This is a genomic window from Terriglobia bacterium (assembly GCA_020073205.1).
Classification (GTDB): domain Bacteria; phylum Acidobacteriota; class Polarisedimenticolia; order Polarisedimenticolales; family JAIQFR01; genus JAIQFR01.
The window spans coordinates 36,796-59,508 of record JAIQFR010000009.1; the positions used below are offsets into that span (position 1 = coordinate 36,796).

At 69.4% G+C, this 22,713-nt stretch carries 20 protein-coding genes and 1 pseudogene; 9 read left to right on the plus strand and 12 right to left on the minus strand.

Features of this window, described 5'->3' with window-relative positions; translation table 11 throughout:
• The first annotated feature begins 155 nt into the window (after positions 1-155).
• From LAO51_03170 to LAO51_03180, 3 genes are all read left to right on the plus strand, one after another.
• Positions 156-2,189, plus strand: coding sequence for a matrixin family metalloprotease (locus LAO51_03170; GenBank protein ID MBZ5637740.1), 2,034 nt, complete (start codon positions 156-158; stop codon positions 2,187-2,189).
• Positions 2,190-2,273: 84 nt separating this feature from the next.
• Positions 2,274-2,834, plus strand: a complete 561-nt coding sequence (locus tag LAO51_03175) for a hypothetical protein (GenBank protein ID MBZ5637741.1) — start codon at positions 2,274-2,276, stop codon at positions 2,832-2,834.
• A 157-nt stretch (positions 2,835-2,991) separates the two neighbouring features.
• Entirely contained in the window at positions 2,992-5,211 is a 2,220-nt protein-coding gene (locus tag LAO51_03180; GenBank protein MBZ5637742.1) for a fused MFS/spermidine synthase, read from the plus strand.
• On the opposite strand, the gene LAO51_03185 is transcribed toward LAO51_03180, so the two are convergent.
• From LAO51_03185 to LAO51_03230, 10 genes are all read right to left on the minus strand, one after another.
• Positions 5,208-5,780 (minus strand): hypothetical protein, encoded by a 573-nt coding sequence (locus LAO51_03185; GenBank protein ID MBZ5637743.1) that lies wholly within the window; start codon positions 5,778-5,780, stop codon positions 5,208-5,210. The genes LAO51_03180 and LAO51_03185 overlap by 4 nt on opposite strands.
• 74 nt (positions 5,781-5,854) lie before the next feature.
• Positions 5,855-6,601 carry a di-trans,poly-cis-decaprenylcistransferase gene (locus LAO51_03190; GenBank protein MBZ5637744.1) on the minus strand — a complete coding sequence of 249 codons (747 nt, stop codon included), beginning with the start codon at positions 6,599-6,601 and terminating at the stop codon, positions 5,855-5,857.
• A 28-nt stretch (positions 6,602-6,629) separates the two neighbouring features.
• Positions 6,630-6,974, minus strand: a complete 345-nt coding sequence (locus LAO51_03195) for a transcriptional regulator (GenBank protein MBZ5637745.1) — start codon at positions 6,972-6,974, stop codon at positions 6,630-6,632.
• Positions 6,975-7,002: 28 nt separating this feature from the next.
• On the minus strand, positions 7,003-7,617 hold the full coding sequence (locus LAO51_03200) for a hypothetical protein (GenBank protein ID MBZ5637746.1): 615 nt from the start codon (positions 7,615-7,617) through the stop codon (positions 7,003-7,005).
• Positions 7,618-7,699: 82 nt separating this feature from the next.
• A complete protein-coding gene (locus LAO51_03205) occupies positions 7,700-8,998 on the minus strand; it encodes a beta-ketoacyl-[acyl-carrier-protein] synthase family protein (protein MBZ5637747.1) in 1,299 nt (432 codons plus the stop codon).
• A gap of 24 nt (positions 8,999-9,022) precedes the next feature.
• Positions 9,023-9,811 (minus strand): PhzF family phenazine biosynthesis protein, encoded by a 789-nt coding sequence (locus LAO51_03210; GenBank protein ID MBZ5637748.1) that lies wholly within the window; start codon positions 9,809-9,811, stop codon positions 9,023-9,025.
• 100 nt (positions 9,812-9,911) lie between these two features.
• Complete coding sequence (locus LAO51_03215; GenBank protein ID MBZ5637749.1) at positions 9,912-11,000, minus strand: AAA family ATPase; 1,089 nt, start codon at positions 10,998-11,000, stop codon at positions 9,912-9,914.
• Between the two features lie 71 nt (positions 11,001-11,071).
• Positions 11,072-12,028: a hypothetical protein gene (locus LAO51_03220; protein ID MBZ5637750.1), complete on the minus strand. Its 957-nt coding sequence runs from the start codon at positions 12,026-12,028 to the stop codon at positions 11,072-11,074.
• Between the two features lie 60 nt (positions 12,029-12,088).
• The gene (locus LAO51_03225; GenBank protein MBZ5637751.1) at positions 12,089-14,020 is read right to left on the minus strand and encodes a glycosyltransferase family 39 protein; all 1,932 of its coding nucleotides are present in this window, start codon (positions 14,018-14,020) and stop codon (positions 12,089-12,091) included.
• Between the two features lie 107 nt (positions 14,021-14,127).
• The gene (locus LAO51_03230) at positions 14,128-15,168 is read right to left on the minus strand and encodes a hypothetical protein (protein ID MBZ5637752.1); all 1,041 of its coding nucleotides are present in this window, start codon (positions 15,166-15,168) and stop codon (positions 14,128-14,130) included.
• A gap of 144 nt (positions 15,169-15,312) precedes the next feature.
• On the opposite strand from LAO51_03230, the gene LAO51_03235 reads away from it, so the two are divergent.
• Entirely contained in the window at positions 15,313-16,557 is a 1,245-nt protein-coding gene (locus LAO51_03235; GenBank protein ID MBZ5637753.1) for an AmpG family muropeptide MFS transporter, read from the plus strand.
• Between the two features lie 60 nt (positions 16,558-16,617).
• A complete protein-coding gene (locus LAO51_03240; GenBank protein ID MBZ5637754.1) occupies positions 16,618-17,838 on the plus strand; it encodes an HDOD domain-containing protein in 1,221 nt (406 codons plus the stop codon).
• Between the two features lie 7 nt (positions 17,839-17,845).
• Here LAO51_03240 and LAO51_03245 read toward each other — a convergent pair whose 3' ends face one another.
• A complete protein-coding gene (locus LAO51_03245) occupies positions 17,846-18,760 on the minus strand; it encodes a class I fructose-bisphosphate aldolase (GenBank protein MBZ5637755.1) in 915 nt (304 codons plus the stop codon).
• Positions 18,761-18,889: 129 nt separating this feature from the next.
• Here LAO51_03245 and LAO51_03250 point away from each other — a divergent pair, with 129 nt between their 5' ends.
• The 3 genes from LAO51_03250 (at position 18,890) to LAO51_03260 (ending at position 21,722) form a co-directional block, all read left to right on the plus strand.
• Positions 18,890-19,459 (plus strand): isoprenylcysteine carboxylmethyltransferase family protein, encoded by a 570-nt coding sequence (locus LAO51_03250; GenBank protein ID MBZ5637756.1) that lies wholly within the window; start codon positions 18,890-18,892, stop codon positions 19,457-19,459.
• 213 nt (positions 19,460-19,672) lie between these two features.
• Positions 19,673-21,094, plus strand: coding sequence for an FAD-binding oxidoreductase (locus LAO51_03255; protein ID MBZ5637757.1), 1,422 nt, complete (start codon positions 19,673-19,675; stop codon positions 21,092-21,094).
• A gap of 136 nt (positions 21,095-21,230) precedes the next feature.
• Complete coding sequence (locus LAO51_03260) at positions 21,231-21,722, plus strand: hypothetical protein (protein MBZ5637758.1); 492 nt, start codon at positions 21,231-21,233, stop codon at positions 21,720-21,722.
• A gap of 29 nt (positions 21,723-21,751) precedes the next feature.
• Here LAO51_03260 and LAO51_03265 read toward each other — a convergent pair whose 3' ends face one another.
• The gene (locus tag LAO51_03265; GenBank protein MBZ5637759.1) at positions 21,752-22,132 is read right to left on the minus strand and encodes a hypothetical protein; all 381 of its coding nucleotides are present in this window, start codon (positions 22,130-22,132) and stop codon (positions 21,752-21,754) included.
• Positions 22,133-22,361: 229 nt separating this feature from the next.
• Between LAO51_03265 and LAO51_03270 the strand changes: the two are divergent.
• Positions 22,362-22,696: pseudogene (locus tag LAO51_03270) on the plus strand (nucleotidyltransferase family protein).
• Positions 22,697-22,713 lie beyond the last annotated feature (17 nt).

Genomic DNA, 22,713 nt, shown 5'->3' on the forward strand with positions numbered 1-22,713 from the left:
TGTCGCGAAGCATAACAACGCGATCTCGGCGGGGCAAAGCCCGCCCGGGGGAGGTCCGGAGCGTCCAAGGCGGATCTCCTTTGGCTCGCGCGTTGCACGAAGTTCCTGATGGACCGCCGGAGCGCGACGAGACGTCCGGCGCGGGAGGATGCGCCATGCGCCGTCCCTGGGCTTCGCTCGGAGCGTCGATCCCGGCTGCTTTCCTCGCCGTGACGCCGCTTTTTGCAACGATGTCGATCTACCTGCCGCCCGAGGGGCTCGCGGAGATCGCGCCGGTCGTGGTCGAGGGCGACGTGACGCGCGTCGCCTCGGGTTACGATCCTGAAACAGGATCACTGGCAACCTACGTCAGCATCGGGGTCGTCGCGGCGTACCGGGGACCGAACGACCTGCGCGAGATCGTGCTCCGGCAGCCCGGTGGAAGGTACGGTGGACTCGTTCACGAGGTGGACGCCGTTCCGGTCTACGAGCCGGGCGAGCGGGTCTTCGTCTTCGTCGAGTTTGCGCGCGACGGAGCGCCGCGAACCGCGGGGATGTTCTTCGGCAAGTTCGCCATTCGGCAGGGCGCCACCCGGGACGGCGACCGCGCGACGCGGGATCTCTCGGGACAGGGGACGATCCTGCGCCGCCCCGACCCTTCGATCGAAGACCTGCCGGTCCGCGATCTGGTCGCGGTGGTCGAGAACCACCCGTTCCGTTCCCCGGGGACGTCGAAGCCTGCGGTACGACGCCCTCGCACGCTCTCCCCGCCGGCGGGGATGGCTTTCGCTCCGCCCGAGCTCGATCGGCTCCTTTGGGACGACGAGCGCGTCGTGCCGGGCAGCGCGCCGGTCGCAGGGGGCGGCGGAAGCCTCGCCGCAGGATACCGCCCTGTCGACGTCGGAGCGCCGCCGGCCTTCGACTTCACCCCCTTGAGCGCCACGTCGCCGACGCGGTGGGAGGAGACCGACTCGGGAACGGCGATCACGGTCAACATCGAGCAGGCGAGGAACCCGCTGAGCAATGGCCCCGCCGCCGTGAACGAGATCAAGCGTGGCATGGCCGCGTGGACCCACGTGCCCGAGGGGCGGGTGATGCTTGAGAGCGGCAACGAGAATTACAACTTCTCGGGCACGAATGCGCAGAGCCCGGCGGTCGCCTACCCTCCTGTGAACATCGTCCTGTTCGGCGACCCGTACGGGGAGATCACGGACCCCTCCGGCTGCTCCGGCGTCCTGGCGCTCGGCGGGTATTGGCGCTCGGGATCCACGGGGAGGACGGTCAACAACGTGACCTTCTACCCGGCGCTCCGGCTCTACCTGATCTTCAACAACGCCTTCGAGTGCTTTCTCGGAAACACGGACAACCTCGCGGAGGTCGCCGCGCACGAGCTCGGCCACGGGATCGGTTTCGGGCACTCCACGGTGGCCGACTCGATCATGCGGGCGACCGCTTACGGCAACGGCCGTGGCCCGCGGCTCGGCGACGACGACCGCGACGCCGCGCACTGCCACTACCCGCACACGCTGGCGGTCACCGCGCCGAACGGGGGGGAGAGCTGGACGGCGGGGACGGTGCACTCGATCAGCTGGACCGCGACGACGGAGGCCGGAGCGGACCCGGGGACGGTGAGCCTCGAATACTCGACGGACTCCGGCTCGTCGTGGCTTCCGATCGCCACGGGCGAGGCCAACGACGGCACGTACTCGTGGACGGTGCCTTCGGCGCCCGGGGCCCACGCACGGGTCCGGGTGATCCGCCCGAACCGCGTGAGCCCGACCCCCTTCCCCTACCCGTCCGCGTGCAGCTCGGACGCCACGAACGCGGATTTCACGATCGCGGCGGCGAACCCTGCGGCGGGGACCGTCCCGGACGGCGCCCCGGGAGCGCCGGTCCGCGTCGCGAAGGCGGCGGGAGCGGACCTCACCATGACCTGGGGCGCCTCGTGCGCGGGGACCGCCACCGACTACGCGATCTACGAAGGGACGCTCTCGGCGCTCCGCGCGGGGAGCTGGGATCACCTGCCCGTCGCGTGCTCCGCGGGAGCCGACCTGACGCAGACGCTCACGCCCGGCGTCGGGAGCCGGTACTACCTCGTCGCGCCGCGGGCGGGCTCGATCGAGGGAACCCTCGGCGCGCGGTCGTCGGGAACGCCGAGGCCCGCGTCGCAGGGGGCATGCGCGCCAAGGGAGGCGAGCTCCTGCGAATGAGGCGAGCACTTTGGTGCGCGGCGCCGGCCGCCGGGTTAGCATGGCGGGATCCGGCCCCCGGAGATGCCGGAACAGGAGGCCGCCATGCCGTTCGGGACCTTGTGGCTCCCCGTCGTCGTCTCAACCGTCGCCGTGTTCGTCCTCAGCTCCATCTCGCACATGCTGCTGAAACACCACAAGCACGATTACCGAGGGCTGCCGAACGAGGAGGCGTTCCGCGAGGTGGTGCAGAAGGGCGGCGCCGCCCCGGGAGTCTACTTCGTCCCGTACTGCGGCACCCCTTCCCAGATGAAGGACCCGGCGGTCATGAAGAAGTACACCGAGGGCCCCGTCGCGATGCTCACGCTGATGCGGCACGGCGCGCCGGCCCTCGGGAAGCACCTGCTGCAGTGGGCCCTGCTGTGTCTTCTCATCAGCTTCACCGCTGCCTACGTCGCCCGGCACAGTCTCTCCCTCTCCACCGACGGGCTCACGGTCATGCGCATCACCGGAACCGTGGCGTTCGTGGGGTACGCCTACGGGTACTTCCAGGATTCGATCTGGAAGGGGATCCCGTGGGCGAATTCCTTGAGGGGAATCGCCGACGCGGTCGTGTACGCGGTCGCGACCGGGCTCGTGTTCCGGCTGCTGTGGCCGGCGGCGTGAGGAGGAGGCCGGCGGCCGTCGACGTCTTGCCCGACGGGTCGATGCTCGTGTCGGACGACCTCGGGGGAGAGATCCACGGGATTCGGCGTCGAGGCAGGTAAGGAAGGAGCTTTTTGCTATAGTCCGGAGCCCGCTCGCATCCGTCGGGAGACGCCCTTTGATCAGGATCCGGTGGTTCTACGGCTTCTTCCTCGTCTCGGGATTCTGCAGCCTCGTCTACGAGGTGGTCTGGATCCGTCTCGCGATGGCGACGTTCGGCGCCACGACCCCGGCGGTGTCAACGGTCCTGTCGGTGTTCATGGCCGGCCTCGCCGTCGGCAGCGTCGGCGGCGGGCGGCTCGCCGCGCGGCTCGCGCACCGGGGTCCGTCCCTCCCCCTGAGGCTCTACGCGTCGGCGGAGCTCGGGATCTCGATCTCGGCTCTCGCGGTGCCGCGCCTGTTCCTGTGGGGGCGCCTTCTTCTTCTGGGGGTGGATCGCGGGGCGGATTGGCGCTCCGCCGCCTACTACCTCGTTTCGGGCTCCTGGGTCGCCCTGGCGCTGCTCCCGTTCTGCGTCTGCATGGGCGCGACGTTCCCGCTGGCGATGTCGGCGATCCGGCGCGCCGCCGGTTCGGCGCCGGAGCGATCGTTCAGCTACCTCTACGTCGCGAACGTCATGGGCGCGACCGCCGGAACCCTGGCCTCCGCGTTCGTGCTCATCGAGCTGTTCGGTTTCAGGGGAACGCTCGCGACCGCGGCGATCCTCAACCTGGCGCTGGCGGCGACGGCCCTCGCCCTGAGCCTCGGGAGGCGCGAGGAAGGGAAGGAGGAGAAGCGTAAGGCTCCGCCGGAGCGGCCTGCGCCGGTCGGCGCGTCGCCGTGGCCCCTTCTCCTCATGCTGTTCTGCACCGGCATGGTCAGCATGGCGATGGAGGTCGTCTGGACCCGCCAGTTCACGCCGTACCTCGGGACGTTCGTCTACGCGTTCGCCTGCATCCTCGCCGTTTATCTGGCCGCCACGTTCGTGGGCTCGGGACTCTACCGCCGGTGGGCCGCCTCGTCGCGCGGCGCCGGACGGTTCGCCGCGCTCGGACTCCACGCCTGGCCCCTGGCGGGGGCGGCGGGCCTGATGCCGCTGCTCGCCGCGGATCCACGGTTACCCCTCGTGGACAAGCCGTTCCCGGGAACGGTCCGCGTGGGGATCGGGCTCGTCCTGTTCTGCGGCGCCGTCGGGTTCCTGACGCCGATGCTCGTGGATCGGTGCTCGGGCGGCGATCCCGACCGCGCCGGGCGCGCATACGCGGTCAACGTGCTCGGCTGCATCGCGGGCCCCCTCCTCGCCGGGTTCGTGCTCCTCCCGCACATCGGGGAGCGAACCTCCCTGATCCTCCTGGCGCTGCCGCTCTTCGCGCTCTGGCCGCTGGCCCGTGGCCGGATCGCCCCGGGAGAGCCGGGACCCCGCCGCGGCTTGGCCGTCCTCGTCCCCTGCGCCGCCGTGGCGCTAGTCCTCGGCGGCGCGACGAAGGACTTCGAGACGGTGTACCCCGCGCGCCAGGTCCTTCGCGACTACGAGGCGACGGTGATCGCGACGGGCGAGGGGATGAAGAAGCAGCTCCTGGTCAACGGGTACGGGATGTCCGCGCTGACCCCGGTCACCAAGATGATGGTGCACTTCCCGGCGGCGTTCCGCTCGTCACCGCCGCGGAACGCCCTGGTGATCTGCTTCGGCATGGGAACCAGCTTCCGGTCCGCCCTCTCGTGGAACATCCCGGTGACCGCGGTGGAGCTGGTGCCCAGCGTTCCCGCCCTGTTCGGCTACTACCACGCCGACGGTCCCGACCTCCTGCGCTCCCCGAACGCCCGCGTCGTGATCGACGACGGCCGGCGATTCCTCGAGCGAACGTCGGAGCTCTACGACCTCGTGGCCATCGATCCGCCGCCTCCGGCCGAGGCGGCGGGGTCGAGCCTCCTTTATTCCGAGGAGTTCTACCGGCTGATTCGCCGGCATCTGGCGCCCGGCGGGGTGTTGCAGCAGTGGTTCTACAAGGGGGACGAGGCGACCGTCTCGTCGGTGGTCCGCGCCCTCCTGGCGTCATTCCCCAACGTGCGCGCGTTCCCGTCGGTGGCGGGGTATGGAATGCACTTCCTGTGCACCGAGGAGCCACTGCCGCCCGCCGATGCCCTGACCCTCGCCTCGCGACTCCCGCCGACCGCGACGAGGGATCTGATGGAGTGGTGGCCGGGCATCGATCCCAGGGCGCCGTTCGCTCAGGTCCTCACGAGGGAACTCTCCCTCGATTCCGTGGTCTCGAAAGGCCCGCGGGTTCCCGCCCTGAGCGACGACCATCCGGTGAACGAGTACTTCTTCCTGCGGCGGACGTTCGGGGCGGGAGGCTAGGCGCGTTCCCTTTCGCCGAGCAGGAACAGCTCGCAGGCGAGGACCAGGACCAGCGACCCCGCGAGGGCGGCGAGCCAGGCGGCGAGGGCGAACCCGCCGACCCGGGCGATCCGGGTCTCGATCTCGCGCAGCGAGCGCCCCACCACGACGAAGCCGGGCTTCTCCCCGTCGTAGCCGATCACCACCGTGGCGATCCTCACCCCCGCCTCGGGCTGCCAGGTGACCCGGTGCTCCCCGTGCTGTCGGGCGAACCCGAGCACCCCCGGGGGGAGGATCGGCACCTTCCCGTGCAGGAGCCCGGACGCTCCCACGACTTCCCCCTTCTCGTCGAGCACCACCATGAACGACGAGGGGCTTCGGGCGACGTCGATGCGGCCCGAGGGCAAGACGGACGTGACGGGTTCGCCGCGGGCGAGGGAGTCCGCCGCGTCTTCCGCCAGCTGGATCTGCGGATCGTTCGCCGAGCTCCGCAACGTCTGCTGAACCGAGAGGTAGACGAGGCCGCAGAGGACGGTCGCCACCGCCGCGATCGGCAACCAGTGTCCGAGAACGCCCTTCGCGACCCGCACGGCTCACCTCCCCGCCCGCGATCCTTCGCCGCATCGCGGGCTCCTAGGACCCTCGATCCTCGGGAACCCCGTGCTCAACCCGTCGCGGCGCGCGCCAGGCCGCCGAACCGGCGCTCCCTCCGCCGGAACTCGGCGAGCGCCGCCTCGAGGTGCTCGGCCCCGAAGTCGGGCCACATCACCGGGGTGAAGTACAGCTCCGCGTACGCGCACTCCCACAGAAGGAAATCGGAGAGGCGCTGCTCGCCGCCGGTCCGGATCAGGAGGTCCACGTCGGGCGCCGCCCCCGCCCCCGGGTGCTGGGGATCGAGGAGCGTCGCGAGGGCCCCCCTCGCGTCCCCCCCGAGGCCGGGCGGGGCCGAGGCGCGCGCGAGGCCCGTTGCCGCCGCGGCGATGGCGTCGCGCGCGGAGTAGTCGACCGCGAGCCTCAGCACGAGCGCGGTCCCGCCGGCCGTCGACTCCTCCGCGGCGCGCACCGCCGTCAGGACGTCGGGCGGGAGCCGGTCCCGCCGCCCGATCACGCGGAGGTCGACCCCCTTCTCCACGCAGCGCGCTGTCTGTCCCAGGAGGTAGTCCCGGAACAGGCGCATCAGGGTCGCGACCTCGTCCGGCGGCCGCTTCCAGTTGTCGGACGAGAAGGCGTAGAGCGTGAGCGTGTCGATTCCGAGTCCGGGGGCAGCCTCCACCGTCCGTCGCACCGCCCTGGCGCCGGCCCGGTGCCCCGCCGTCCGCGGGCGGCCGCGCGCCGCGGCCCACCGGCCGTTCCCGTCCATGATGATCGCCACGTGGAGGCCATGGCGGGCGGTTTTCAAAGTGCTTTGCATCGTAGAGTCTCTCCCGAAAAAAAACCCGTCAGCGCACGCGGGTCGCGCGGATGATCGCTTCCATGTGGTCCAGGTAACGCTCGAGCGCCCTTCGACCGCTCGCCGTGAGCCGGTAGTGGGTCCGCGGGAGCCTTCCCTCGAATCGCTTCGTGCACGCGATGTAGCCGGCCTCCTCCAGCCTCCGGGCGTGGACGCTCAGGTTGCCGTCGGTGGTCTTGAGCAGCGCCTTCAGCTCCACGAACGTCAGCGCGTCGTTCACCGCCAGGGCGCTGACGATCCCGAGGCGCAGCCGCTCGTGGATCAGCCGGTCGAGCGCCGCGGCCTTCCCCGGCGGCTCCGTCGCCGCGCCGCGCGAGGCCGGGCGGCCGGTGATCTCCTGCGCCCGCGAGGCGGACCTCGTCCTACCCACCGTGCTCCCTCCAGATCAGGAGGCCGAACAGGAGGTGCAGGCCTCCGAAGCCCGCGGCCATCGCCGGGCCGCCCCACGACGCGGGGCCGAGCAGGGCGCCCGCTCCCGCCAGCATGAACCCGAGTCCCATCACCGGCACCACCCGGACCGAGAACGCGCCGCCGGTCACCATCCCGGTCCCGTACAGGAGGAGCCAGGTGCCCGGCAGGAGGTCCGGTCGACCCGCCCGGTACAGCGCCGCCGTGAGAAACGCCCCTGCCAGGAGCGGCGGGGCGAACGCCAGCGCCGCCTTGCGTCCGGGCGCAGTGAAGAGCGCGACCCCCGCCGCGCGCGCCTTGAGCGCGGCCGTGGCCACACCGATGGCGAGGGCGGTGATCGCCTCGGCCAGCCAGGTGACGATCCACCCGAGGACGCTCCCCCGCGTCGAGGCGAGCCACGCGGCCGCGAGCGCGGTCAGTCCGATCAGGACGATCCCCCGCCCCGGCACCGCGGTGAACCGCGAGGCCCCCTCCATCGTGTCGCGGATGAAGTGCAGGTGGTCGAGCGCGCGCTCCTCCAGGGCCGGAGGGGCCCCGGCGCGCGTTCGAAGCGGTGCGGTGGACCTCATGCGGAGATCGTAGGGCGACGGAACGGACTTGTCAAGTACTTTGTGATACAGAGTTACGGACCGATCGGCCCGCGCCCCGGCGTCAGGACGCCGCCAGCACCAGCGTCGCGTTGTGCCCGCCGAACGCGAACGAGTTGGTGAGCGCCGCGACGGCCCGGAGCGGCCGGTTCTCCCTCGGCAGGGCCAGGTCGCACTCGGGGTCGGGATTGTCGAGATTGACGCAACGGTGAACGAGCCCCCGGGCGAGGCTCAGGACGGTCACGATCGCCTCGATCCCTCCCGCGGCGCCGATGGCGTGCCCGGTCATCGCTTTCGTCGAGTTCACCCAGACGTCGAAGATGCGCGTTCCGAACACCCGGCGGAGCGCCCGGGCTTCCAGCGGATCGTTGAGCCTCGTCGAGGTTCCGTGGGCGTTGACGTACCCGACCTCGTCCCGGGCGACGCCGGCCGAGGCCAGCGCGCGCTCCATCACGCGGACCATCTGGTCGCCGCTCGGCTCGATCTGCATCATCGAGTGCGCGTCTGAGGTCGTGGCGTACCCCGCGACGCGGGCGTGAATCCTCGCGCGGCGGGCCCGCGCGTGCTCCTCGCGCTCCAGGACCAGAAGCCCCGCCCCCTCGCCCAGCACGAACCCGTCGCGGTCGGTGTCGAAGGGCCGCGAGGCGCGCTCCGGCTCGTGGTTTCGCGTCGAGAGGGTCCTCAGGAGGTCGAAGCCGAGGAGGCCGTAGCCGTCCACGTCGGACAGCGTCTTCTCCACCCCCCCCGCGACCGCCACGTCCAGCTCGCCGTCCCGGATCAGCCGGTAGGCGTCGCCGAGGGCCATGGTCCCCGACGCGCAGGCGGTGACCACGGCCTTGCACTCGCCGCGGAAGCCGTAGCGGATCGCCACCTGCGCCGGCAGCGCGTTCGGGATCAGCATGGGCAGCGAGTAGCGGAGCGCGCCGGTGATGGGCTCCCCACGGACCCAGGCTCGGTGCGATTTCTCGAGCGTGCACAGCCCGCCGATGCCGGTCCCGATGATCACGCCGGTCCGCTCCGGATCGATGCCGTCGACGCTCAGCTCGCGGCCCTTCTCGTCCACGGGGGTCGTCCTCAGGCCGGCGTCCCGGAGCGCCAGCGCGGCCGCGGCGAGGGCGTAGCGGGAGGTCGGATCCAGGAGCTGCGCCTCCCGCCCGGTCAGACCGAACGAGGCGGGATCCGGATCGGCCACGGGGGCGCCGACCCTCGACTTGAAGGGGTGCCCGTGGATCCAGTCGTAGTCCACGGTGCGCGTTCCCGAGCGGCCCAGGACGATCCCTTCCCAGAACGCATCGACCCCGTTGCCGATCGAGGTGACCGGCCCGAGACCCGTGACGACGACCCGATGCGGTGGCTGGCCCAAGCGCTCCCCTCCGAAGGCCGCGGACTACAGCAGCTCCGCGCGGAGGACGGTGACCGCCGTGCCTCCGAGAATCACCCGGTCGCCGTTCAGGCGCACGTTGACCGTGCCGCCGCGGGCGGACGCCTGGTAGCCCACGAGCCGGGGACGGCCGAGCTTCGCGCCCCAGTACGGCCCGAGGCAGCAGTGGGAGGAGCCGGTGACCGGGTCCTCGTCGATGCCCGCGGCCGGGGCGAAGAACCTCGAAACGAAGTCCCGATCTGGCGACGACGAGCGGCTGGTCACGATCACCCCGCGCGTCGTGATCGCCCTGAGCCAGGTGAAGTCCGGCGAGACGAGGCGGACCGTCTCCTCCGATTCCACCTCGACCAAGAGGTCAAGCCGGTTCCTGCCGACGAACGTCGGGCGGACGCCGAGGGCGTGCTCGAGATCGGGCGACTCCTCCGACTCCGTCGCCGGCTCCGCGGGAAAGTCCATCTCGATCAGCGTCCCGCGCTTCTCGGCGGTCAGGAGCCCGCTCCGGGTGTGGAAGCGCGCCGCCGCGTCCGAGGGCAGCCGGCCCTCCTCCCAGAGGACGTGCGCGGAGGCCAGGGTCGCGTGCCCGCAGAGGTCCACCTCGACCGTCGGCGTGAACCAGCGCAGGTCGAAATCACCCCCCCGTTGGACCAGGAAGGCCGTCTCCGACAGGTTCATCTCCCGCGCCACGTCGCGCATGAAGGCGTCGGGCCGGGGCTCGGGGAGGAGGCAGACCGCGGCGGGATTCCCGGCGAACGGCCGGTCGGTGAAGGCGTCCACCTGGGTGATGCGCACGCTCATCTCGGGGCTCCGCTCCTCGCGTCGGGGACCGCACGTTGAACCTCGGCGCCCGGCGCGAGGGAATCGGGCGACCGGGCCGGCGGGTCCGGGACCCCCGCCGTCAGACGGGGGGCTTGAGCGCCTGGTAGACGACCTTGTCGTCGACGACCAAGCGGAACCGGTCCCCTTCCTTCTTCACCTCGGGCTGGGAGAACGGGTCGAACTCGAATCGCTTGATGATCCGCCCCCAGATCGCCTTCAGGGCGCGTGCGCCGATGCGACGGGACAGCGCGGCTTCCTCGGCGACCTTGCGGGCGGCGTCGTCGGTCACCTCGAGCTCGATCTTGTAGTTCTTGAAGAAGTTCTTCGAGGCGTTGAAGACGCTGTCCGGCGGCTCGAGGAAGATGCGCTTGAGGAGCGGTCCGTTCAGGTCCTCGAGGATGATCGCGTTGTCGAACCGGGAGAGGAACTGCGGCACCATTCCGTAGTCGAACAGGTCCTCCTGCTTGAAGTGATGGCGCAGCGCGAAGACCTCCCGGATCTGGACCTCGCCGTTCTCGTACACGGTCTCCGTGGGGAGCTTCACGCGGCTCGTGGCGGACGTGACGCGCCGGAACACTTGGTCGTACAGGGTCTCGAACGCGCCCGCGCAGAGGAACAGCATCTTCCCGGTATTCACGGTCACCGAGGCGCGCTCGGGCACCTTGCCCTTGAAGATCGTCAGCTGGTGGAGCATCCGCTCCCCCTCGATCAGGGTGAGGAGGGCCTGCTGGATGTTGATGCCGGTGACGTACGGCTTCCCGCCCACGACGCTGGAGATCTTGTCGATCTCGTCGAGGCAGACGGTGGCGCGCTCCATGTAGCGGCCGATCTCCTCGCCGGAGGCCTCGTCGCCCAGGATCTGGCGCGCGCGCTCCTCGAGCCTGAAGAGGAGGCGCGAGGTGTCGATCACGCCCTCCTCGCTCGCCATCGTGTTCGCGTTCAGGATGACGACGACCCGGTACTCCGCGAACGCCGGCTGCGACTGGTACAGCCGCTCCATGGCCCGCATGACCGTGGTCTTGCCGGTGCCGGAATTCCCGATCAGCAGGAGGTTCCCGTACTTCTCCCCCTGCAGGTGCTTGAAGATCGCCACCGACACGAATCGAAGGGTCTCTTCCTGCCCGAGGACCGCCGTCTGGAGGTTCTGGTTGATCTCGACCGGCTGCATGGGCTTGGCTCTCCGCCGTCAGGTCGGACCGAGCCGGGCATTATAGACCGCGGGGACGGGCGCCGCCCGGACTACGCGACCGGACCGTCCTCCTGGAGCGGCGGTGAAACGGGCTCCGGTGACGGCGGCGGTGGGAACACCGACCAGTCGGCCCCGAACTGCGCGAGGAACTCCGGCCCGTAGGCGCGGTAGGTCACCGAGACCGGCAGGACGAGCACCGAGCCGACGTAGGGAATCGCCAGGAGGATGAAGCCGCAACAGAGCGTCGCGCAGCCCGCGACGACGATCGCCACCACGACCCCGAGCGTGAGCACGAAGAGGAACAACCCGTAAAGGAGGAACCGGATGAAGTGGCTCCCGAGGAGCGGGACGAACCGCCCCCACGCCGCGGTCGCGGCCAGGTCGTCCCGGTACATCACCGGGACCACGAAGTTGCCGAGGAGCATCTCCACGAAGAGCACGGCGAGCACCAGGGCCACGATGACGGCGCCCAGTCCGACGAGCGCGAGGACGCGCGCCGCGAGCCAGCCGCCCCGGAACGCGCTGAGGACCACGAGCGCGAGCGGCAGCACGAGCAGGAGGGCCAGCACGATGCAGATCGCCGCGAAGACGAGCCGCCAGAGGAAGAGCGAGTCCCCGAGCCTCTGGAAGCGCTTCCAGGGCTCCACGATCGCCGCGCGGTCGTGGATGACGCCGTCGAGGAAGATGAATTTCGCCCGGGAGCTGATCCAGAGGAACAGCACGACCAGGGCGAGCACGATGCAGACCGCGAGGACGATCACGACGACCCAGATCGGGTTGCGGAGGAGCTCCAAGACCCGGCCGGTCGCCTCCCCCAGGTCCTCCGATTCCCGCCGCATGATCGAGCGGCGGAGCACGGCGTTCCAACCGCCTCCACCCTCGCCGAGGGCGGACAGGAACGCCGCGAAGCCCAGTACGATCCAGGTCTCGACCTCGAACGGCCTGAAGAGGATCCGCTTCATCCGGTCCAGGGCCCGCTCGAGCGGGGCGATGAAGGCGATGTCCATGCTGCTCCGCCCTCCGCCGCCGATTCTGAGGACGCGGGAGGGGAAAAGTCAATCGGGCGATCAGGGGATCCGGTAGATCAGGATCGAGTCTCCCGCGCGTCCGACGGGGGTCAGCGTGTCCCGGAGCCGGCTCATCCAGGTGGTCAGCAGGCCTGCCTCGATCTCCGTCCGTTGGCCAGGGGAGATCCCCCCCGACGCCAGAAGCCAGTCGGCGAGCGGCGGGAACCGCTCCCCGCGGGCGACCCGGCCGTCGCGCAGAGCGATCCAGTCCTCGATCCTGCGCTCGGCGACGAGGCCGCGGCGCAGCGCCTCCTGCGCCACCTCGTGGTCCGCGTCCAGGTACACGCCCTCGAGGAGCGTGACGCTCACCGCGAAAAGGTCGCCGCGCCCCGGCCGCACCGACGGCTCGGTCGGCTCGAAGTCGTGCACCCGGACCACCTTCCGATACCGTATCCCGTAGGCCTTGGGATCGGCGGTGCCGAAGTAGGCGAGGTCCACGGACTCGTGGCCGTGCGCGTCCAGCCAGGCCTCGAGGGCCGGCAGGTCCTGGCCCCAGTCGATGTTCGAGTCCACGAGGTAGCGGAAGCCGCCCCGGGCCCCGCCCGCGAACGCGTTGAAGTAGGACAGGTAGCGGGGCGTCGCGAGGCCGAAGGAAAGGGCGCAGCCCGCGAGGAGCGTCGTCGCCGCCGCCCGCCGAACCCGGGTGCCCTCGAGCAAGCCTGCCGTCCCGCCCGCGGCGACGAACAGGAACGGGACCACGGGCAGGAGGTGGCGATACCCGATGTTCAGGTTGCCCGCCATGGACGCCGCCAAGTACAAGACCGGCGGGATCGCGAGGAGCCACCCGTCGACGGAGCGGCCCCGCGTCCTCGCGATCCCCGCCAGAAGCACCCAAAGAAGGAGGAGCACGAACGCTGGGGGCGTCTTGAGCAGGAACGCCTCCGGAAAGTAGTACCACCATCCGGTGACCGACTGCTCCCCGTTCAGGAACGCGAGCCTCGCGGAGGCTCCGCCCCGAGCGTACGCGAGGCCGAAGAGCCAGGCCTCGGGCAGCACCTCGGCGTCCTTGGCCCACGCGATCGCCGATGCCATCGGCCCGTGGACCTTGTCCAGCATCTCCCACTCGAGCCGGTAGCCGGGATCCGTCACCGCCGAGTACCGGAAGCCGTACCCCGCCCACAGGACGACGTACGCCACCAGGAACGCGCCGGCGAGACCCGCCGCGGCGGCACGCCAGCGGCCGGCGGCGGGTCGGCCGCCGGGAGCGACCCCCGCGACGATCCACACGGCGGCCATCAGCACGAGGATCGGCGCCAGCAGCATCGCCGTGTACTTCGTCAGGAGAGCGGCCCCGAGGGACGCCCCGGTCGCCACGGCGGGCCTCCACCCCGGACGGCGGGTGAAGCGCAGGAAGCACCACGCGGTCGCCGCGAAGCCGAGCGCCGCGGGTAGATCGGTGGTCACGAGCCCGGCGTGCGCCAGCGTCGTCGGCGAGAGCGCGCCCAGGGCGAGCGCGACGAGCGCCCCATCCCTCCCCCACAGGTCCCGGGCCAGCGCGTACACCACGAGCAGCAGGAGCACTCCCGCCGCCAGCATCGCCATCCGGCCGGGCATGAGCACCCGCCTCGGGTCCTTCCTGACCGGATCGCCGATCCGCCCGTTGAGGAACTCGTACCCGAACTTCCACTGGTCGGCCCGGGATCGGCGCGGGTCGCCGGGCGGGACGTGGGCGCCCAGCCAGTTCGGGGAATCGTAGTCCGCCGATCCCCGACCGGAGATCCAGAGCGGCAGCGCGGCCCACATCTTCGCCAGCGGCGGATGCTCCGGGTTGTGGCGGAAATCCAGCCGGTCGAGATAGGTGAAGCCGGCGGGCAGGTGCGTCGTCTCGTCGAAGGTCGCGGACAGTCGGAGCGCCGACGCGGCGCCGCACGCGACGAACAGCGCGACGAAGAGGACCACCGCGGACACGTGCGGAAGGCGTCGGATGGGCACGAGGGATTCTAGCCAGAAAGGTCGGAAAACACGACGGGCCGGGAACATCGGGAAAACCCGTCGCCCCCGGCCCCCCGTTGCGCTCTTTCTCTCGATCGCGTCGCGGCCTACTTGGGCTGGCCCTCGGCGGGAGGCGCCGCCGGCGGCGCGGCGGGTGCCGCGGGGGCGCCCTCGGCGGGAGCCAGCTCGACGACGGTCTTCAGGTCCTCGCGCGTCGAGATCGTCCCGGGCGTCCCTCCCGCGGCAGCGGGCGCGGGCGTTTCCGTGGTCATCCCGAACTGGAACGAGTTCTTCGTCACGATTCCCTTCGACTTGCTCAGGTAGAACTCGCCCGATCCCTTCGCGTCGCTCAGTTTGCCGTTGGACGGCGAGGGAGGAGGCGCAGCGGCGCCGGCAGCCGGTATCTCGACGGTCCTCGACGTGGCGTAGGTGAACTTGAAGCTGTCGTCCCCCTGGAACGGCTCAGAACCTGCGAGCGTGTAATCCGTTTCGAAGATGAGGGACCCTAGGACCGGATGGGGTTCCCGGACCTTGGCCTTCCGGTAAAGCGTCCCCGGCTTCACCGGCTTCTCGGGGAGCAGCCGGAACAGCCCTTCCATCTGGCACTCCAGCAGGTCTCCGAGGGAGTCCTGCGCGAACGGGAGGTAGGAAGCTCCGTTGGGGGCGGCCTTCATCTCGTCAAGGACCTTCTTGGTGAGCGTGTCGAAGCCGGTGACCGCCTGGAGCTTCCCCTTCTTGTTCAGCTTGAAGGTGATGGACTCTCCGATGATCGCCGTGTACGGGATCGCAAGGGGACTCGCTTTCCGCTTCTCGTCGTCGGGATTCGCGGGATCGTACGTGAAGTCGACTTTCTGCGAAGGGATCTGGAGATGATCCCCGGCGGATTCGAATTTGGCTTGAACGGTCGCCGTGCCGTCCGCAGCGACGTCGGTCACCTCCTGGCGCCAGATGTAGAACCGATTGTCGGTCGCCTCGCCCTGCTGGGTGCCGGCTACCTTCTGCAGCTTCTCGATCGTCATCTTGTACCGCGCCGTGTCTCCCTTGACCCACTTGTACTCGGGTGCCACGGTCTCCTGAGCGAGCGCCAGCGCGGCGGAGATGGCGAGAAGCCCCGCCACGGCCGCGATTCCCAGGACGCGCTTCTGCATGGATGGCCTCCTACCCCTCGCTGCGCCGCCAGGCCCCCGATCCCGAATACCGGTGCGAAGGACCTTGGAGCGTACAGCTCGGAATGTTACACCACGAGTCCCCCCCGCGCCGGGGATCGGGTGGACGTGGTAGGGTGTCCCGCCATGGCGACCCGCCCGCCGGTGCACCGCGTCGTCTTCAGCGCGAGGATGCTCGCGCAGCTCCTGGCAGGGTTCTCGTCCGGCCTGCCGCTGCTGCTGACGGGATCCACCCTCCAAGCTTGGCTGAAGGACGAGCGGGTGGACCTCGGCGCGATCGGTCTGTTCGCGCTGGTCGGCTTGCCCTACACCCTGAAGTTCTTCTGGTCGCCCCTGCTCGACCGGTACGTTCCGCCCTTTCTCGGCCGGCGGCGCGGCTGGATGCTCCTGACTCAGCTCGCAGTCGCCGCGGCGATCGCCGGCGTCGGCCTCTCGAGCCCGGCCGTCTCCCCGTCCGGCGTGGCCGTTCTCGCCCTCGCTCTCACGTTCGCAAGCGCCAGCCAGGACATCGTGCTCGACGCCTACCGGCGCGAGGCGCTGGAGGAGGTCGAGCTGGGGTTCGGCACTTCGGTGTTCGTGAGCGGATACCGGCTGGCCATGCTGGTGTCGGGGGCGCTCGCGCTGGCCCTGGCGGACCGGGTCCCGTGGCGCAGCGTCTACTTCCTCATGGCGGGTCTGATGTCGGTGGGGGTCGTGACCGCCCTCCTCTGCCGCGAGCCCGTCATCGACGCCCCGCCTCCGCGCTCGCTTCGCGACGCCGTGGTGGAGCCGTTCGTCGATTTCTTCCGCCGGCGGAGGGCCTGGCTGATCCTGGCGTTCATCGTCCTCTACAAGGTCGGCGACCAGATGGCCTCGGCCATGACCACTCCCTTCGTCCTGGATCTCGGGTTCAGCAAGACCGAGCTGGCCGCGGTGGTGAAAGTCTTCGGGCTGGTATCCATGATCTGCGGGGGGCTGGTGGGTGGGATCGTCATGCTGAAGCTCGGGATCCGCCGGTCGCTCTGGGCGTTCGGCATCCTCCAGGCGCTGTCGGTGCTGGCGTTCGCGGCCCTGGCGCAGGCCGGGAGGATCTACGGGATCCTCGCCGGCGCGGTCAGCCTGGAAAACTTCAGCTTCGGAATGGGGGCCGCCGCGTACTCCGCGTACATGGCCAGCCAGACGAACAAGCGCTTCACCGCGACGCAGTTCGCGCTGTTCAGCAGTTTGACCGGGATCCCCCGCGTGCTCGCCGCCGCCCCGACGGGATTCCTGGCGAAGGCGCTCGGCTGGACCGGCTTCTTCACGTTCTGCGCCGCGGCGGCGATCCCGGGGCTCGTTCTGCTCCTCTGGGTCGCGCCGTGGCGGGAGGCTTCGTCATCGCCCACCGACTGAGCCCGAGCCTTGCCGCCGCCGGCGCCTCGCGCTAGATTCGCGGCGGAGCGGGGGTTCGCGTTGGACGTCTTCCTCGCCAGGCAGCCGATCTTCGATCGCGAGCAGAACGTGTTCGCCTACGAGCTCCTGTTCCGGTCGGGCCTCGACAACGCCTGCCGGACCGACGACCTCGACGCCGCCGCGTCGAAGGTGATCTCGGACAGCGTGCACCTCCTCGGACTCGAGACGATCACCGGCGGGAAGAAGGCGTTCGTGAACGTCACGCGGGAGGTGCTGATGAAGGAGCACGCCGCGCTCCTCCCGCCGGCCCACACCGTCGTGGAGCTCCTCGAGACCGTCGCCCCCGAGCCCGATGTCCTCGCGGCTTGCGGCCGGCTCAAGAGCGAGGGATACCTCCTCGCCCTCGACGACTTCGTGGACCGGCCGGAATACGAGGCGCTCGTCGCGCTCGCCGACTTCGTCAAGGTGGACGTCCTGGCGACGGGGGGCGACGAGCGGGCGGCGATCGTCCGGCGGATGGCCCCGCGAGGGATCAGGATGCTCGCGGAAAAGGTCGAGACCCGAGAGATGTTCGAAGAGGCCGTTCGAGCCGGCTACTCCCACTTCCAGGGGTACTTCTTCGCCCGCCCGGCGATTCTCGCCACCAAGGACATCCCCGGATACAAGCTCCACCTGTTCGGCATCCTGCAGGAGGTCAACCGGGTGGACCTGGATTTTCCACGGATCGAGCGGATCCTGAAACAGGACGCCGGGCTCTGCTACAAGTTCCTGCGGTACATCAACTCCGCCTGGTTCGGCTGGCGCCAGCGGATCGGCTCGATCAAGAGAGCGCTGGTGCTACTCGGGGAGAGCGAGGTCCGGCGCTGGGTCACGGTGATCGTCCTCACCGGGATGGCGGAGGACAAGCCGCACGAGCTCCTGGTCCACGCGGCGACGCGAGCGCGCTTCTGCGAGTTACTGGCTCCTCTGGCGGGGCTGGCGCGTCGATCCGAGGAGCTGTTTCTCGTCGGGATGCTCTCGCTCATCGACGCGGTGCTCGACCGGCCGCTCCGGTCCCTCCTCAAGGACCTGCCGATCTCGGCCGACTCGATCGCGGCGCTCCTCGGCGAGCCGAGCCCGATCGGGGCCGTGTTCTCCTGCGCGCTCGCCTACGAGCGGGGGGACTGGGAGGAATTCGCCGTTCGGGCCGAGGCGGCGGGCATCCCCGAGCTCCGCTGCCCGGACCTCTACCTCGAGGCGCTCCGGTGGGGAGGACGCTGCTTCGAGGTCGAGGCGGCGTGAGGGCCGCCTATCCCTTGTAGATCTCCATGATCGCGTGGAGCAGCTTGACCGCGTCGTCCTTCGGGCGCTGGAACGAGTTGCGGCCCATGATCGAGCCGAAGCCTCCGCCGTCGCGGATCGCCCTCGCCTGCTCCAGGAGCTCCGCGTCCCCGGTCTTGGCGCCGCCCGAGAAGATCAGGATCCGCCTACCGCCGAACGCGGCCTCGACGACGTGCCGGACCCTCTCGGTGAGCGTGCCGATCGGGACCTTCTCCTTCTCGTAGACCTTGCGCGCCGCGTCCTGCTCGACGTAACCCGTCGGGAGCTTCACCTTGATGACGTGGGCGCCGAGCTGCGCCGCGATCTGCGCCGCGTACGCCGCGACGTCAATGGCGGTCTCCCCCTCCTTCGAGAGGCTCGTGCCGCGCGGGTACGACCAGATCACCACCGCGAGCCCGGCCGCCTTGGCCTCCTCGGCGAGGTCGCGGATCTGCTCGTACATCTCGCCGGCGAAGTTCGAGCCGGGATAGATCGTGTAGCCGATGGCCGACGCGCCGAGCCGGAGCGCGTCGCCGACGCTTCCGGTCTGCACCGATATCGGGTCCTTGTCGGACAGCAGAGTCTCGTGGCTGTTGAGCTTCAGGATCAGCGGGACTTCGCCGGCATAAGAGGACGCGCCGGATTCGATGAATCCCAGCGGCGCCGCGTACGCGTTGCAGCCCGCGTCGATCGCCAGCTGGAAGTGATAGTGCGGGTCGTAGCCGGGGGGATTCGGCGCGAACGACCGCGCCGGACCGTGCTCGAAGCCCTGGTCGACCGGCAGGATCACCATCCTCCCGGTACCCGCCAGGGTTCCGTGGTTGAGCATGCGGGCGAGGTTCGCCTTCACGCCCGGGTTGTCGCTCTCGTACCAGGACAGGATCTCTCGAACGCGTGGGGTCATGATTCGTCCTCTCGATAGGGAAGAACTGCGTCCTCCGGGCGTCTATGCTGACCGAAGCGGGGAGTCATTTCAAGCCGGAGCCTCCCGACCGGCCTGGGCGGTACAATCGTGCAAGAAAAGGGGACAACGATGATGCTCTACTTCACGCTGTGGGCCGTCGTCGCGCTCTTCCCGGCCTCGGAGATCGTGCTCGCCGTCGTCAAGCGCGCGAATCCGAGCCTCGCCGACGTCCAGGATCGGGGCTCGATGCGCCTTCTCTGGGCGGCCATCTCCCTGGGCGTGGCCCTGGCCATCGTGACTCGAGGCGTTCCCGAGGCGCGCCTGCCCGGCTCGCCGGGACTTCTTGGCGTGATCGCCTTGGTTCTCATGGTCCTCGGGCTCGGCATCCGCTGGACGGCCATTATCACGCTCGGGCGCCTGTTCACCGTGGACGTGGCGATCCAGCGCGAGCACACCGTCGTCGAGACCGGGCTCTACCACTACGTACGCCACCCCTCGTATGCGGGTCTGCTGATCGCCTTCGTCGGGCTCGGCGTCTCTTTCGGCAACTGGCTCGGCATGCTGCTTCTGCTCCTCCCCATCACACTGGCCGTGGGTAACCGCATCTTGAAGGAGGAGAGGGCGCTCACCGCATCGCTCGGAGCCGCTTACGCGTCCTACTGCGCCCGAACCAAGCGGCTCGTCCCCGGCGTGTTCTGATCCCCCCGCTCCGATCACGCATCGAGCCCGTCGTGCCATCCCTCACCCGATGACGACGTCGAGCTCCTCACGCGAGCCCGAGCAGATCCGTGTCGAGGAGGAGCAACGGGGGTGTGCCGAGTCCGGATGGAGCCGGGGTGATATAATGGATATTTTTTAGGCGATATTCGGGAAGAGCATCTCGCACTTGCCGGTCGCCGAAGGGAGGAGCGCATGTCCGCTGTCGAAATCATGACCCTCGAGCGCACGGCGACGTCTCTGGACGCGGCCGCCGTCGATTCGCTGCGTGGATCGTTGCGTGGCCAGCTCGTGCTGAAAGGAGACCCCGGCTACGACGAGGCGCGCGCGATCTGGAACGCCATGATCGACCACCGCCCTGCGCTCATCGTTCGTTGCCGCGGGACCTCGGACGTCATGCGCGCCGTCAAATTCGCCGCCGATCGTTCCCTGCTGCTGTCCGTCCGAGGGGGCGGGCACAACATCGCGGGCAGCGCGATCTGCGAGGGCGGGATGGTCGTCGATCTCTCGCTCATGAGGTCGGTACGGGTGGACGCGAAGGCCCGCCGCGCCTGGGTCGAAGGAGGCGCAACCCTGGCCGACTTCGACCACGAGGCGCAGGCCTTCGGGCTGGCCACGCCGCTCGGTATCAACTCGACGACGGGCGTCGCGGGACTCACCCTCGGCGGTGGGTTCGGTTGGTTCTCGCGCAAGGCCGGCATGACCTGCGACAACCTCCTCTCCGTCGACATCGTCACCGCCGACGGCGGTCTCCTTCGCGCGAGCGCCGGCGAGAACCCCGACCTCTTCTGGGCGCTGTGCGGAGGCAGCGGCAACTTCGGTGTCGTGACCGGCTTCGAGTTCCAGCTCCACCCGCTCGGGCCTCAGGTGTACTCGGGCCTGGTCGTGTACCCGATCGACCAAGCGAAGAAGGTGCTCACCGCCTACCGCGAGTGGCTGCCGAGCCTGCCTGACGAGGCGACCGTGTGGGTGGTGGCGCGCAAGGCGCCCCCGCTGCCGTTCCTGCCCCCCGCCGTGCATGGCAGGGAGATCGTCGCGTTCGCCGTCTTCTACGCCGGTGATCCGGCCAAGGGCGAGAAGATCCTGTCGAAGGCCCAATCCCTGGGGACACCGGTCGGGGCCCACCTCGGCGCCCAGCCTTACACGTCGTGGCAGCAGGCGTTCGATCCCCTGCTCACGCCGGGCGCCCGCAACTACTGGAAGTCGCACAACTTCGCCTCCCTCGCCGACGGCGCGATCGACGCCCTGATCGACTCGGTGCACCGCCTGCCGTCGCCCCACTGCGAGATCTTCTTCGGGTGCATCGGGGGGCAGACGATGCGGGTCAAGCCGGACGCCACGGCGTACCCGCACCGGGATACGCTGTTTGCCGTGAACGTTCATGGCCGCTGGGAAACGGCGGAAGAGGACGGCAAGGGGATCGCCTGGGCGCGCGACTTCTTCGAGAAGACGAAGCCGTTCGCGACGGGGGGCGTCTACGTGAACTTCATGACCGCGGACGAGACGGCGCGCGTGCACTCGGCGTACGGGACCAATTACGAGCGGCTGGCGACGATCAAGAGGAAGTACGATCCCCGCAACCTGTTCCGCACGAACCAGAATATCGCGCCGGCGTAGTCTTCGAAGCCAGGACCGTCGTGATCGGCGCCCTCGCGCGGCACGACCTCATCGTCGTGTGAGGGCTGCGATCGCGCCGGATTGACGATCCCGGCGAAGCGGAGGAGCGGGGAGAAAGGTAGGACGAACCTAGCGGATGCTCGCCAAGACGAGGAACGTCGGTCTGCTGCTGATCGCCGAGCTCCTCGCGATGGGACTCTGGTTCTCGGCCTCGGCGGTTGTCCCGCAGCTGACGCGGCAGTGGCGGCTCGACGGCGGCCAGCAGTCGTGGCTGACGATGAGCGTCCAGACGGGATTCGTGGCGGGCGCGCTGGTGAGCGCGTGGCTCAACCTGTCGGACCGCATCGAGGCGAACCGACTGCACGCCGCGAGCGCGTTTCTCGGCGCGGTCGCGAACGCCGGGATCGCGGCTGGCGGTGGTTTCCGCGAGGCCTCCCGGATGCATCGCGGATGGCCTCGGACAGGAAGTAGATCCTACGCCGCCGCCGAGGCCGGTAAGGCCATCCTCCACCGGTCGCGTCAGGACGACCTGGCGATCATGAACCGAACGCCGGAGATTCGCGCCTCTTCGTTCAGTCGGACGGGTAGACTCGTGCATGGAACGGAAGCGTCGCGACCACGTGGATGACCTTGGTTCCCTCGGGCCGCGTGGTCGCCCTAAAGCCCGACGCTGGCCTGATTCTTGGCGACCGGGCGGCCTTGACTGAGCAGCTTCGCCTCGAACTCTGCCTTGTGACCGTCGGCGCTCACGACGGCCGACGCCGTGAGATCGAAACCTTCGCCCTTCGCCGTCACTTCAGCTCGTTCGCCCCACCTGGACAACAGCATCGGCTGCGTGATGATCATGCCGGTATCCAGATCGCGAACCTCCAGCGTGCACCTGAACGCCTTCTCGGATCCCGGTTCTTGCGTGATGGACCAGTCGAATCCATAGTGCGTGGGTTGATGGCCCGGTACTTTCGCCGCGGTCGCACCGACGACCGCGAGGGCGACGAGACCGAGGAACCCGATCGACGTCAACGTCTTGATCGTTCGCATGCTACCTCCTCATGCCCTCAACTTGGCCTTTCGCGGATGTGAAGTCAAACACCACGTCTCGATAGGACGACCCACGGTCTGGGTGATCGTGCCCATTCTGGCGGGTCGTGCTTTGGCTCGTATGCCGGCACCGTCCAATCAGCCGCCGAACCGCTCGCATCGAAGTCGCGTTCGTCGGACCCAAGTGGTAGACTCCGCCGGTAGTTGCAGCGGCCCGCCGTTCCGGAGAATGTGCGGTGGGCCGAGGTCACGAGTGACCGTCGCGCAGCCGGAAGAGGTCATCGCCAGGCTTCAAGGACAAGAAGCGTCTCTCCGGTCGTTCGGCGTCCATCGGCTCGGACTCTTCGGCTCGTTCCGGCGTGGGGAGGCTCACGCCGAGAGCGATGTCGACCTCATCGTGGAGTTAAGGCCGGGCAAGAGAACTTCGACAGTTTCATGAACCTCGGGTTCTTCCTGGAATCCCTCCTCGGCAGACGCGTGGAATTCGTCACACCTGAGTCTCTGAGCCCCCACATCGGCCCCCGCATTCTTCGCGAGGTTCAGTATGTCGCCCTCCGGGGTTGAGTACCCTCGCCACATCC

Bases quoted from the DNA above. Each gene is read 5' to 3' on its own strand.
- LAO51_03170 (MBZ5637740.1), top strand. From the start codon at position 156: ATGCGCCGTCCCTGGGCTTCGCTCGGAGCGTCGATCCCGGCTGCTTTC.
- LAO51_03175 (MBZ5637741.1), top strand. From the start codon at position 2,274: ATGCCGTTCGGGACCTTGTGGCTCCCCGTCGTCGTCTCAACCGTCGCC.
- LAO51_03190 (MBZ5637744.1), bottom strand. From the start codon at position 6,601: ATGCAAAGCACTTTGAAAACCGCCCGCCATGGCCTCCACGTGGCGATC.
- LAO51_03200 (MBZ5637746.1), bottom strand. From the start codon at position 7,617: ATGAGGTCCACCGCACCGCTTCGAACGCGCGCCGGGGCCCCTCCGGCC.
- LAO51_03210 (MBZ5637748.1), bottom strand. From the start codon at position 9,811: ATGAGCGTGCGCATCACCCAGGTGGACGCCTTCACCGACCGGCCGTTC.
- LAO51_03215 (MBZ5637749.1), bottom strand. From the start codon at position 11,000: ATGCAGCCGGTCGAGATCAACCAGAACCTCCAGACGGCGGTCCTCGGG.
- LAO51_03220 (MBZ5637750.1), bottom strand. From the start codon at position 12,028: ATGGACATCGCCTTCATCGCCCCGCTCGAGCGGGCCCTGGACCGGATG.
- LAO51_03230 (MBZ5637752.1), bottom strand. From the start codon at position 15,168: ATGCAGAAGCGCGTCCTGGGAATCGCGGCCGTGGCGGGGCTTCTCGCC.
- LAO51_03235 (MBZ5637753.1), top strand. From the start codon at position 15,313: ATGGCGACCCGCCCGCCGGTGCACCGCGTCGTCTTCAGCGCGAGGATG.
- LAO51_03245 (MBZ5637755.1), bottom strand. From the start codon at position 18,760: ATGACCCCACGCGTTCGAGAGATCCTGTCCTGGTACGAGAGCGACAAC.
- LAO51_03250 (MBZ5637756.1), top strand. From the start codon at position 18,890: ATGATGCTCTACTTCACGCTGTGGGCCGTCGTCGCGCTCTTCCCGGCC.
- LAO51_03255 (MBZ5637757.1), top strand. From the start codon at position 19,673: ATGTCCGCTGTCGAAATCATGACCCTCGAGCGCACGGCGACGTCTCTG.
- LAO51_03260 (MBZ5637758.1), top strand. From the start codon at position 21,231: ATGCTCGCCAAGACGAGGAACGTCGGTCTGCTGCTGATCGCCGAGCTC.
- LAO51_03265 (MBZ5637759.1), bottom strand. From the start codon at position 22,132: ATGCGAACGATCAAGACGTTGACGTCGATCGGGTTCCTCGGTCTCGTC.